This window comes from Chryseobacterium sp. C39-AII1, assembly GCF_039672645.1.
Classification (GTDB): Bacteria; Bacteroidota; Bacteroidia; order Flavobacteriales; family Weeksellaceae; genus Chryseobacterium.
Genome location: NZ_JBDFPQ010000018.1, coordinates 1 through 12,595 on the forward strand (window position 1 = coordinate 1; position 12,595 = coordinate 12,595).

9 protein-coding genes are annotated in these 12,595 nt (G+C 35.0%); 4 read left to right on the forward strand and 5 right to left on the reverse strand.

What is annotated here, in order from left to right; translation table 11 throughout:
• Positions 1–479: 479 nt before the first annotated feature.
• The 5 genes from ccsA to ABEG63_RS18955 form a co-directional block, all read right to left on the reverse strand.
• On the reverse strand, positions 480–3,725 hold the full coding sequence (gene ccsA / locus ABEG63_RS18935; protein ID WP_346586900.1) for a cytochrome c biogenesis protein CcsA: 3,246 nt from the start codon (positions 3,723–3,725) through the stop codon (positions 480–482).
• Between the two features lie 298 nt (positions 3,726–4,023).
• Entirely contained in the window at positions 4,024–4,605 is a 582-nt protein-coding gene (locus ABEG63_RS18940; protein WP_267406289.1) for a Crp/Fnr family transcriptional regulator, read from the reverse strand.
• A gap of 80 nt (positions 4,606–4,685) precedes the next feature.
• Positions 4,686–5,330, reverse strand: coding sequence for a cysteine hydrolase family protein (locus tag ABEG63_RS18945; RefSeq protein WP_346586902.1), 645 nt, complete (start codon positions 5,328–5,330; stop codon positions 4,686–4,688).
• Between the two features lie 28 nt (positions 5,331–5,358).
• A complete protein-coding gene (locus ABEG63_RS18950; protein WP_312393369.1) occupies positions 5,359–6,006 on the reverse strand; it encodes a cysteine hydrolase family protein in 648 nt (215 codons plus the stop codon).
• 42 nt (positions 6,007–6,048) lie between these two features.
• Positions 6,049–6,600, reverse strand: coding sequence for a cysteine hydrolase family protein (locus ABEG63_RS18955; RefSeq protein WP_267406286.1), 552 nt, complete (start codon positions 6,598–6,600; stop codon positions 6,049–6,051).
• Between the two features lie 188 nt (positions 6,601–6,788).
• Here ABEG63_RS18955 and ABEG63_RS18960 point away from each other — a divergent pair, with 188 nt between their 5' ends.
• The 4 genes from ABEG63_RS18960 (at position 6,789) to ABEG63_RS18975 (ending at position 12,489) form a co-directional block, all read left to right on the forward strand.
• Positions 6,789–7,262 (forward strand): hypothetical protein, encoded by a 474-nt coding sequence (locus tag ABEG63_RS18960; protein ID WP_346586905.1) that lies wholly within the window; start codon positions 6,789–6,791, stop codon positions 7,260–7,262.
• Between the two features lie 346 nt (positions 7,263–7,608).
• Entirely contained in the window at positions 7,609–10,200 is a 2,592-nt protein-coding gene (locus ABEG63_RS18965; protein ID WP_346586907.1) for a DNA translocase FtsK, read from the forward strand.
• A 70-nt stretch (positions 10,201–10,270) separates the two neighbouring features.
• On the forward strand, positions 10,271–10,918 hold the full coding sequence (locus ABEG63_RS18970; protein WP_312393357.1) for an outer membrane lipoprotein carrier protein LolA: 648 nt from the start codon (positions 10,271–10,273) through the stop codon (positions 10,916–10,918).
• Between the two features lie 122 nt (positions 10,919–11,040).
• Positions 11,041–12,489 (forward strand): LptF/LptG family permease, encoded by a 1,449-nt coding sequence (locus tag ABEG63_RS18975; protein WP_267406282.1) that lies wholly within the window; start codon positions 11,041–11,043, stop codon positions 12,487–12,489.
• Positions 12,490–12,595 lie beyond the last annotated feature (106 nt).

Consider the following 12,595-nt stretch of genomic DNA (forward strand, 5'->3'; position numbering starts at 1 on the left):
AAATGCTGGTACTGAATAATGTGAGAAATAAAATTGTTCACAGAGTTTTTGCCGTAATAAATCAACAAAAACCCTATGAAAAAAATTATATAAATAGCTTGGTTTTGTCATAGAAATCAGCATGACATTTCTAATACTAACTGTTTTATTAGCAATTCATTTGTAGCGATGTCATGCTGAGCGAAGTCGAAGCATTTTTTATTAAGTTTTCTTTTGTCTTAAAACAAAAGAAACAAAAATTCAAGACTTGGAAACTTCCGTTAAAAATTAAACTTTAATCCTAAAATTCCTAAAATTTGCGCAATGTCAGCATTGATTCTTAGATTGAACATTTGTGTCGCTCTTCGAACAGTGGAAATTTTTTAACGGATTAATTTTTAATTTTCTTAACGCTTCAGTTTCCTAAGTCTTTAAATATTGCACCAAAAAAATCCCTGAAAAATTAATTTCAGGGATTCTATTTTATTTATAAATGGAATTTATTTTTTGTTTAACGCTTTAAATTTAAAGAAAGAAACAGCCGATAAAAGTGCCATTGAAGCTAATCCGATATACACCCAAGCCGGAACCGGAACCGGATCTCCTGCTGCGTAAGAATGCAGACCGCTTAGGTAATAATTAACTCCGAAATACGTCATAACCATTGAACAGAATGCAAACATTGTCGCTACATGGAATGCCCATTTGCTTCTTAATCCCGGAACTAATCTCATGTGCAATACAAATGCGTACACCATGATCGAAATGAAAGCCCAAGTTTCTTTCGGGTCCCAGCTCCAGTATCTTCCCCAAGATTCATTTGCCCAGATTCCACCTAAAAAGTTCCCAACTGTTAATGCAAATAAACCAATCGTTAAAGACATTTCAGAAACAATAACCAATTCCTTCAATGTCGTATCATGTTGAATTTTATACGTTTCTTTATTTGAAATAATATAGAATACCAATGAAATTACGGCAATAATCATCGACAAGGCAAAGAAACCATAACTTGAAGTAATAATCGCAACGTGAACGATCAACCAATATGATTTCAATACAGGCACAAGTGGCGTAATCTGTGGATCAAGCGCTGAACCTCCGTGTGCAAACCCCATCATAATAACCGCTACCATAAATCCGGCTGCAGGAATCAAAGCGTTTGAATTTCTATATAAAATTAAACCAGCAGTAATACCTACCCAAGAGATAAAGATGATAGCTTCATAACCGTTACTCCAAGGTGCGTGACCAGAAATATACCATCTCGCCACCAATCCTAAGAAATGGAAAGCATAACCAATAATCCCCAGTACGATAATTACTTTGATCGCTTTATTTAAAACTTTATTTTTCTTAAATAAATCAACAAAACCAAGAATGAGAAGCAAACCTCCAACAATTGTATAGAAGATTAATAATTTAAAGTTGATGTTTACTTTATTCATGAAAACCTCAAGATCTACTTTAGATTTTGAAGGAACAACTGCTTTACCCCATTTTTGCTGATAATCTGAAAGTTTTGATAATTCAGCATCAGCTTTAGACCAGTTTCCGTTTTGTTGAGCCTGTAAAACTTCTGCAAAATAAGGCCCCATTACCTGCTGAGATTCCATATCTGGTTCGAACTTTTGATCCAACCAAGAATGCCATGTATGATTCGCATCATTTTTTACAGGAACAATTCTCATAAACTGTCCGCTGAAAAATTCATTAAAAATCTGAACTCTTTCGTTTACAGCAATTACTTCTTTATCATAATTTGTCTGTTCAGACGGTTTTTTACGGAAAGCAGCATTGTAATCACTTTCAAGAATATATGTTAAATTTCCGTTTTTATCTGCCGGGAAAAGGTTCATTAATGACGTGTAATCGTCATCATTAGCCTTTGTTTTTTGCTTTAATGCATCACCACCTTTTGAACCTATTTTAATCATCGGAACCATCGTCCAGCTTGGTGTATCTGTATTTACCGATAAAAACCATTGGTCTGCAGTAAGCGATTTGCCGTCCGTTCCTTTGAACTCATCTTTTTTATACAGTTTTCTTAAAACATCCAAAGCTTCGGTGTTGATAGGAACAATTCTTCCTTCAAAATTCTGAACTAAAAGATGTCCGAATTTTTCAGCATGCTCCGCGCTGATCTTATTTCTTGCAATAATTTCATCCGCAGAAACCACTTTCATTTTACCAAAAGGCTGTGCGCCTTGAGGACGAATTGTTTCAGAACCTGTATCGTGTGTATGACCATCACCTTCAACGTGAATATGCTCTCTGCTTCCGTCTGTAGTACCATGTGTTTCAATTTTCTGAGCATTCAAACCTAAGCTTAAAAGCAATAAAACAACAGCAGCCGTTTTCTTTTTGTTTACATCTTTCAGCATTTTATTTAATTTCCAGAAGTGAGTTCCTTTCCAGAAGAACATGAAGAACATTCCTCCAAATAAAAATGTATATCCGATATAAGAAATTAAAGTTCCCCAATAATCGTGGTTTACAGAAAGTACTGTTCCCATTCTGTCCGGATCGAAACTAGACTGGAAGAAACGGTATCCTTTATGATTCAAAACGTGGTTCATATAAATTTTAAAAGGCGTTTCTTTTCCTTCGTCGATAATTTTAATGTGGCTTTCATAAGCACTCGGCGATGAGCTTCCGGGATAAGTCTCCATCACGAAATCATCTAGTTTAAGTGCAAAAGGAGTGTTGTAAACTTTAGGTCCGAAACCTAACATGATATTCAAACCATCCATTGTGATTTGTTTGAAACCATTCGGATTTCCTTTTTCAACTGATAATTCAACCAATTGTTTTGTTTTTGGCCCCTGAATTTCAACTTTCAACATATCAGGGACATTTTGGTCTTTTTTTCTGTCACCTTCAATCGCTAACAGTTTTCCTTTTTTAAGACCTTCAGGAACCACCAGTTTCAACTCATTGATCGTGTATAAACTTCTCATTGCCAAAGGCTGGAATTCGTCTTTCGTTGTATTTCCTGTCGCCTGCGTTGCCATCGTCATATACGTTGCATCTACAGGAGTTTTGATGAACAATTTTCCACCTTCATTTCTAAATTCAACTGCGCCATCAATTGCTCTGTTGAAAGTTACCAATGTACCGTTGATTGATTTAGTTTCTCCCGGTTTGATGTAAATATTCTGTCTTCCGGTATTTCCTGTTGAAACCAGGTGAAGATATTCAGCACCGTTAGGATCAGCCAATAAACTGTCTTTTTTTCTCTGAATATAATCTTTAGCTTCAATTTTTACCGTTTTTCCGTGGAAATCATAAGTCGCATTGAAATCTTTATGCAACGGAGACATCATATAAGGAATATCTTGATAATCAAGAGCATCACCTTTTTCTTCGATTTTAATTTTAAAGAAATTTTTGTCGGTTACAATTTCGTTAGATGTTTCCCCTTCACGAATGTGCATTGTACCTTCAAAACTGATGTATCTTGTGATAGCACCTCCAACGAAGATCAATACAAATGCTAAGTGGAAAACCAAAATCGGCCATTTTTCTCTTTTCCAAAGTCTATATCTTCCGATATTTCCGATGAAGTTGAGAATGAGCAATAGCATGATTAATTCAAACCATTTTGCTTCATAAATTAGGGCTTTTGCCGTGGGCGTTCCGTAATCATTTTCAAGGAACGTTGCATAAGCCATCGCGAACGCGTAAACCAGCAACAATACAGCCATTGTTCTGGTTGAGATAAGAATATCTTGGAGCTTCTTCATGATTTATATACTTGACATGCAAAAATAAGCATGTAAAATAACAAAGACGTTAAAAAAAGCTGTTTTTTATCACTTTAGCCCCTGTTTACGCTATTTTGAATCATTCTTAATAAGCGAATTTTAATTGAGAAAAATTTAAATTGTAATCTCTAAAAAATATGAATTCATAATAGCTATTCCAGTTATTGAGCAATTCTATTTCCAAAATATTTAAATATGACTTAAAATAATAATATACAGCATGTTACAGCACCAAAGGAGATAGATACCTTATTGTAAAGAAAATTTAACCTGAAAATTATTTACCTAAGACAGTTCTTTTTCTGATTTTACTTAAAAATTCATGAGAAATCCCAAGATAAGAAGCAACCTGCTGTTGGGTTAGTCTTTGTTCCAAAGTTGGATATTTTTCAAGAAACTCGATATAACGTTTATCTGCTGTTTTATGCATTAGAGATAAAATCCTTCTTTGCAGCGAAATAGAAGTCTGCTGATTCATGATCCTGAAGAGTTTTTCTACTTGTGGCATAGTTTCGTACAACAAATTCTTATCTTTTTTAGAGATCATCAACACCTCGCTATCTTCCAGTGCCTCAATACTTAAAGTACTTGGGACATTATTGATAAGGCTATCGAGATCTAAAATCCACCAGTTTTCAACAGCAAAATATAAAGTTTGCTCCAAACCTTCTTCGTTCATAAAATATACTTTAAAACATCCGCTCGTTACAAAACCTTCAAAAAGGCAATATTCTCCTTCGCTAAGAACAACTTCTCTTTTTTTAAATTTTTTAAGCTCAAAAGGAGCCGAAAATTGTTTGAATTCTTCTTCAGAAAATTGAACACGTAATCCGATGTTTTTATATAGTTTTTCCAGCATTTTATCTTTTTTAACGAATAAAGATACCAATAATTATTGGTATCCTTACTTATAAAACTAATCATTTGTGTTTTGTTTTATTATTTTCCTTTAAGGTAATCTTGCGTGTTTACAATTTTAGCATAAAGGTTATCCAGTGCAGAAATACCCGCAAGGAAAGATTCGTGAACAGTAGCAGCCGGAACCACTTCACCATTCAATTCTCTGTCTCTCGTCGCACAAGCATCACCAATTACTGTATTGTTGTACCCAAGATCGAAAGCAGCTCTTGTTGTAGACTCTACACAAACGTCTGTCATCATCCCTGTAATTACAAGATTTTTGATGCCCTGAGCTTTAAGATATTCCTGAAGATCTGTTTCTCTGAAACTGTTTGGATAATGTTTGATGATTACTTTCTCATCCTTATTAGGTGCTACCAAAGCATTGATTTCCGCTCCCGGAGTGTTTGGTAAAAAGAAAGTAGCTCCTGCGTTGGTTGCAATATGCTTGATATGAATGATTGGCATTTTTTTAGACCTGTAATATTCCAACATTTTCTTTGCGTTTTCACCCGCTTCTTTTGCACCTACCAATTCCATACTTCCGCCAGGGAAATAGTCATTTTGCACGTCTATAATTAATAATGCAGTATCCGATTTAGTATTTTTCACATTGTCTGAATCATGACATCCTACTAAAACCATTAGCATTACAGATAATAATCCTAAGAATAGTTTTTTCATTTTTATTGAATTTGAATTAAATTTTAAATTATTGACCATTTACAAATTGTGCCGTTGTTTTTACTTTAGCGTATAATCCTCCAAGAGAATTTAATCCCGCCAAATAAGACTTCTGAACATTTGCAGCACTTACTGTTTTTCCGTTCAGCGTTCTGTCTCTCGTAGCTGTAGCATCTGTGATTACAGTATTATTGAATCCGAAATCGAAAGCAGCTCTTGTTGTAGAAACCACGCAAACATCCGTCATCATTCCGGTGATTGTAAGGTTTTTAACCCCGATACTTTTCAGATATTGCAGCAAATCTGTATCTCTGAAACTGTTCGGATAATGCTTTACAATTACTTTCTCTCCTGATTTTGGAGTAACCAATGCGTTGATCTCCGCTCCGGTAGTATTTGGTAAAAAGAAAGTAGCTCCGGCATTCGTTGCAATGTGCTGAATGTGAATTACAGGCTTTCCTTTCGCTCTGTAAGCAGCTAGCAATTCTTTTGTTTTTTGCCCTGCTCCGTCAGCATTTACTAAAGTCATTTTTCCACCAGGAAAATAATCGTTCTGAACATCGATAATCAGAAGCGCACTGTTGTCAAAATTTGTACTTTGAGCAAAAGCATTCTGCAAAACAGACGTTAAGAAAACACATGCGACCACACAGGTCTTTAAAAGAAACTTCATCATTTGTGTGAAAATTTTAAATTAATTTTTATAATAGCTTTTAAATCATTTCAAATAATCTTCAGTTGTCATTACATTCGCGTAAAGTCCGCCCAAAGCCGTTAACCCGGCAAGATAACCTGTATGAATGTCTTTTGCTTCAACTGTTTTACCATACAATTCTCTGCTTTCAGTAGCACAAGCATCGCCGATTAAAGTGGTATTAAAACCGTTATCCATCGCAGCTCTTACTGTTGCATCTACACAAACATCAGTCATCATTCCGCAAACCACAAGATCTTCAATTCCCAAAGCTCTCAGGTAGCTTAAAAGTTTTGTTTCTCTAAAACTGTTCGGATAATTTTTCTGAATAATTTTCTCATCCTCTAACGGTTTTACACAATCATTAATTTCAGCTCCGTAAGTATTTGGCAAAAAGAAATCAGCACCTTCATTGGTTGCGATATGCTGAATATGGATAACCTCTATTCCTTTTTCACGAGCATCTTTCAGTAATTTACCCGCATTTTCACCTGCGATTTCCGGTTGATATAAAGTATGTGTTCCTCCAACGAAATAGTCGTTTTGAACATCGATAATTAAAAGTGCGTTTTTCATAATGATTTTATTAATTATTTAATTTTACACTTGCAAAGTTATACCGTGGAAAGCGCAATACATTTGAACTAGTTCAAAAAGTGATTTATGCAAACCTTCTTTATAAAATTATCTATCATTAAACTTTTTTAAAAAGGATCTTGTAAAAGAAAATGCGAAATATTCCGTTTAATTCTTAAATTTGGCCAATGCAAAAGAATCTTTATATCATCATCATATCATTTTTTCTTGTGAGTTGTTATACGTATCAGGTAAAAAAACAGCATGATCCAGCCGCAGCAGAAACAAAAGCCGGATCAAAAAAAACAGCTACTGCGAATAATGATATTGCCCTTCAAGCAAAAAGCATCACGGCAGCGCCTCAAAATTTAAGCTCACCACAACCGCCCGCTCCTATGAGTATTCAGGAGAAATTGACTCCCAATAAAAATGTGAGAATTGAAGTTGATGGCAAAACTTACAAAGTAATCGTGGATCGTTGGGAAAGTGACAGCTTGGTTGCCCATCCGATTCGTAGTCCTAAAAAAATTCTGAAATTCCATAAGAACCAAATCAATAGTGAAAAAATTGCTGAAAAACGTTTTTCACAACCCATTGCAGATATTATTACTGTGGCAGTTTACACCGGAATTGGCGTTTTAGTTTGGTCGCTTTTGAAATAAATTCATTACAATTTATACAATATCGAAAGTCTTTTAAAGTTTTAAAAGACTTTTTCTTTTGTTGGCTAAAATATTGTATTCAAAATCTATTCTAAAAAATAAAGACATCATTCAGACAAGTTAAAAAAGTTTTACGCTACAGTTTAAAACATATTTTTACTATTTTTAAATCAAAACAAAGGAAAATTTAGACTGACAATTCAATTATTTTAAATATTTTTAATCAAAATTATTCAGAGAAAACAAAACGAAAAAGCCTTTTGTGAAAGGCGAAATTTACCATTCTTTTTAAATAAAAAAGATTCTTTGAATGTTGAAAAAACACTAAATTTGCCCACATTATATTATGGATAAAAAGACACAAAACACGCAGCAGGAATCGCCTGATAAAGGCAAATTTTTATCAAAGCCACGAGTATTTTCGGGGCTCACGTTTATTCTTTTTTCTATAGTTCTTACGTTTTCATTTGTTTCTTATTTAACAAACTGGAAGGCAGACCAAAGCCAGGCAGGAACTATGCTCGATAAAAGTATAAAATCTTCAAATATTTTTGGAAAATTGGGAGACTGGCTCGGAAATATTTTCATTTTTGAAAGTATCGGTGTCGCTTCTTTTATTATAGCCTTTTTATTTTTGGTTTTCGGAACAATTATTCTGAAAAAGAAAATCTTCAAACCTTGGAAAACCGTTGGTCACTCTTTGTTTTTCATTTGCTGGCTTCCTATTTTATTCGGAGCCATTACAAAAGGGCAAGGCGTCTTGAGCGGCGTTTACGGATACCAAATTATGGATTCTTTGAATGCCATTATCGGAAGTTACGGCCTTTGGCTAGTTTTGATTTCGAGCATTATCTTGTATTTCGTATTGGAATTTAATTTAAGACCCAGCTCGATTAAAAATAAATTCAACGAAATCAACGAAAATACCATTGGAAAAGTAAAATCGATGATGCCAAGTTCTGATGCAAACTTTGAAGCAGACGAAGAATTAATCGAAGAAATTGAAACGCCAGAAGAAATTCAACAAGTAAAAGCTGAAGAGCCCAAGGTAACCGTAACAGAAGTTGTTCAAAAACCGGCTCCTAAATTTACAGAACCGGAACCAGTGAGCGTTCCGAAAGGATTTCCTGAAGTTCCGGTTTCTACCAATTTAGATACGATCGTTACGCCAAATCATACTTCATTTGAAGAAGACAATAAAAATGATTTTTCAAACTCGATTAATTTAAACGTAAATACAAAACCTAACTTTCCGACATCAACTCCGGAACAGGCTTTTGATCTTCATCCAACGCCTACTCCGACTTCGGTTGCAGCAGTTTCAACAGCAGTAAAAGAGGAAATTAAATTTAATGTTGAGGTAGCTCCGGTTATAGATATTTTAGACGATTCCGACAAAAAATCTCAGGAATTGGTAGATCAGCACGGTCTTTACGATCATAAGCTTGATTTGGCTAAATTCCAGATGCCACCTGTTGAATTGTTGAAAGACTACGGAAACGAAGAAATTTCTATTAATAAAGATGAATTAGAAGAAAATAAAAACAAAATCGTTGGATTGCTGAAAAACTTTAACGTAGGAATTTCTGAAATTAAAGCTACGATTGGGCCAACTGTTACTTTATATGAAATTGTACCGGAAGCGGGAATTCGTGTGGCAGCCATTAAAAAACTGCAGGATGATATTGCGTTAAATCTTTCGGCATTAGGAATCAGAATTATTGCTCCGATGCCTGGAAAAGGAACGATTGGGATTGAAGTACCAAGAAAAAACCCTACGATGGTTTCTATGCGTTCGGTGATTGCCTCGCAGAAATTCCAAAATACAGATATGGATTTGCCTGTTGTTTTCGGTAAAACGATTTCGAATGAAATTTTCATGGCCGATCTTTCAAAAATGCCTCACTTACTAATGGCGGGTGCAACGGGACAAGGTAAATCGGTTGGGATTAACGCAATTTTGACTTCCCTTCTTTATAAAAAACATCCAAGCGAACTGAAATTCGTAATGGTGGATCCTAAAAAAGTGGAACTTTCTTTATATTCTAAAATTGAAAGACATTATTTAGCGAAACTTCCTGATGCGGAAGAAGCGATTATTACAGACACGAATAAAGTAATCAACACGCTGAACTCTCTTTGTATCGAAATGGATACGAGGTATGATTTGCTTAAAAATGCTTTCTGTAAAAACTTAAAAGAATACAACAAAAAATTCACGGAAAGAAAATTAAATCCTGAAAACGGTCACCATTATTTGCCATACATCGTTTTGGTAGTGGATGAGTTCGCCGATTTGATCATGACAGCCGGAAAAGAAGTAGAATTACCAATTGCCAGATTAGCACAGCTGGCGAGAGCGGTTGGAATTCACTTAATTGTTGCAACACAAAGACCCTCTGTAAACGTAATTACAGGTATGATTAAAGCCAACTTCCCTGCGAGAGCGGCATTTAGAGTAATTTCGAGTGTGGATTCAAGAACGATTTTAGATTCGCCGGGTGCAGATCAGTTGATTGGTAAAGGAGATATGCTTTATTTTAATGGAAATGAAATTTTAAGACTTCAGTGTGCTTTTGTAGATACGCCTGAAGTTGAAAGATTGGCAGAATTTATTGGCGAACAGAAAGGATATGCTTCGGCATTTATCCTTCCGGAATATGTTTCTGAAGATTCTACAAGTACGGTAAGTGCTTTTGATCCAAATGAAAAAGATGCGTTGTTTGAGGAAGCAGCAAGAATTATTGTTTCGACTCAGCAAGGTTCGACGTCTATGCTTCAGAGACAATTAAAGTTAGGCTACAACAGAGCAGGAAGAATTATGGATCAGCTGGAAGCTAGCGGAATTGTAGGCGGTTTTAATGGCGCAAAAGCAAGAGAAGTTATTATCAGCGATCTTCATTCTTTGGAACAGTTTTTGGAAGACCTGCGCAGTTAAGCATAAATAAAGGATTTAGATTTAACCTTTAAGACTTATAAAAATCTAAAATTAAAAGATTAAGAAAAAAATGAAAAGTATTATTTCAAAAATTATATTAGGAAGTTTTGTTGTGGGAGCCGTTGGTTTTTCTAACGCACAGAAAATTGATGCGAAGGCTAAACAAATCTTAGACGACATTACGGCAAATTATAAATCTAAAAAGAATTCGTATTTCAAATTTTCATTCGGAAGCGGTGTAAACGGTCAGGTTGCTAAAACAGAACCCGGAATTTATTACACAGCAGGCGATAAATACAAACTGAAGATCATGGATACTGAACAGATTTTTGACGGCAATAAAATCTACAACATCAGCGCCGATGATATGGAAGTTACCATTGCCAAGCCTAACGGAAGCAGTACCATGTTCTCTCCTATCAATTATCTTACCACCTACAGAAACGATTATAATGTAACGTACGGAGGTAAGAAAAACGTAAATGGCGTGAATGCAGATTTCATAAAACTGACTCCTGTAAAAGCAAACGGATTAAAATATGTTTATCTTTTTGTAGATTCAGCGAAAAAGCAAATGGTAAAACTAGAACAACACGGAAACAATAAAGATGTTGCCGTAATTGCTATTAAAGAATACAAAGAAAATCAGGAATTAGATCCTAATATGTTTGTTTTTGATAAGAATAAGTTTAAAAATTACGTGATTACAGAATTGTAAAATAAAGAAAGTGAATAAGGCAGATGAGCGATTTAGCGTAGAAGCCATTTTCTTTCATAAAAATTTCATAAAATATAAGAGCTGCAAAGAAAACTTTGTGGCTTTTTCATTAATTTTGGCGCATGTTAAAAATACTAGATCGATATATCATAAAAACCTTCTTTGGACCGTTTTTCTTTATATTCAGCGTATTGTTTTTCATTTTTATTGTAAACATTATCTGGGTTCAATTGGGGCAATTTATGGGAAAAGGATTAAGCTACTGGCAAATCCTTAAATTACTTTTTTATCTTGGGGTAAGCGTCGTCAGCTTGGTACTTCCGTTGACGATTCTTTTGGCAAGCATCATGTCCTTCGGAGAATTTGGAGAGCGGTACGAGCTTGCCGCGATGAAAGCCGCCGGAATCTCACTAACACGAGTAATGCTGCCGTTATTTGGCGTAACCACCATTCTCGCTATCCTACTCTACTTCTTCTCTAATAATATTATTCCGGATTTCCAGAAGAAGGCAAAGAATATGCTTTTTAACATCGCACAAACCAAACCCGCATTGAATTTCACTCCCGGTCAGTTTCTCGATCAGCTTCCCGGATATATGGTGAAATTTGATAAGATTTATGGTGAAAACGGTGAAAACATAGAAGGGGTTTTCGTTCATAAAAAAGCAAGTAACTACGAAAATCAACAGACCATCGTTGCTGAAAAAGGGAAATTTGCTCCGGCTGCCAATAAGAACTTTTTGAAATTGGTTTTATATAACGGATATATTTATGAAGACAATATTAAAGGTGGCGACGCAAGGCAGAAACAACCCGATCAGGCGATAAAATTCGATACGTTGGTTTCGCATTTCGACATTAGCGAAATCATTAATCAGGCCATTGAAAAAGAACAAATTACAGACGATTATCGTTTCAATACCTATACCGAGCTTAATACGACCATTGCGAAAATCAAGAAAGATAATCAGACGTTTTTTACCACGGTAAGCAGCGACGCTATGAATCAGGCTAACCCTGTAATTGGCTATATGGATCAAAATAAGTCTAAAGCTAAACCCAAACAGCAGGTAAAGCTAGACACAGTAAAAAGCAATAAAAAGCTTGAAATGATTTTTAATGCACATAGCAGACTGGATAATCTAAAAAATACGGTGGATGGGAAAACTACTGAGATCAAACAAAATGTAAAATACTTCAGTAAAGTTATTATTTACCAGCAGAGAATTCTTTCTTATTCTGTGACGTGTATTATTTTCTTTTTGATTGGAGCGAGTTTAGGTTCCATCATCAGAAAAGGAGGAATGGGAGTTCCTGTGATTATTGCCATCGTTATTTTCATCATCTTTTATGTAATGAATCTCGGAATTGAAAATGTTGCATGGGGCGGAACAATGGATCCTTATCTTGCGGCATGGCTTCCGAATATGATTTTGCTGCCATTCGGAATCTGGATGACATTTAAGGCACTTACCGACTCTCAGTTGTTTGATGCTGAAAAATACAAAGCATTCTTTAAACCAATCAGAAAGCTGTTTGTAAAAAGCGAAGAACACAAACGTTATCAATAATTATTTAATTAAAAATTTCGAAATAATAGTAAAAGATTCAGAGTTTTCTGGATCTTTTTTATGGTATATTAATTTTATTTATTTAATCTTTAATTAAGGATAAAAA

Bases quoted from the DNA above. Each gene is read 5' to 3' on its own strand.
- ABEG63_RS18940 (WP_267406289.1), bottom strand. From the start codon at position 4,605: ATGCTGGAAAAACTATATAAAAACATCGGATTACGTGTTCAATTTTCT.
- ABEG63_RS18960 (WP_346586905.1), top strand. From the start codon at position 6,789: ATGCAAAAGAATCTTTATATCATCATCATATCATTTTTTCTTGTGAGT.
- ABEG63_RS18975 (WP_267406282.1), top strand. From the start codon at position 11,041: ATGTTAAAAATACTAGATCGATATATCATAAAAACCTTCTTTGGACCG.
- ABEG63_RS18950 (WP_312393369.1), bottom strand. From the start codon at position 6,006: ATGATGAAGTTTCTTTTAAAGACCTGTGTGGTCGCATGTGTTTTCTTA.
- ABEG63_RS18970 (WP_312393357.1), top strand. From the start codon at position 10,271: ATGAAAAGTATTATTTCAAAAATTATATTAGGAAGTTTTGTTGTGGGA.
- ABEG63_RS18955 (WP_267406286.1), bottom strand. From the start codon at position 6,600: ATGAAAAACGCACTTTTAATTATCGATGTTCAAAACGACTATTTCGTT.
- ABEG63_RS18945 (WP_346586902.1), bottom strand. From the start codon at position 5,330: ATGAAAAAACTATTCTTAGGATTATTATCTGTAATGCTAATGGTTTTA.
- ABEG63_RS18965 (WP_346586907.1), top strand. From the start codon at position 7,609: ATGGATAAAAAGACACAAAACACGCAGCAGGAATCGCCTGATAAAGGC.
- ccsA (WP_346586900.1), bottom strand. From the start codon at position 3,725: ATGAAGAAGCTCCAAGATATTCTTATCTCAACCAGAACAATGGCTGTA.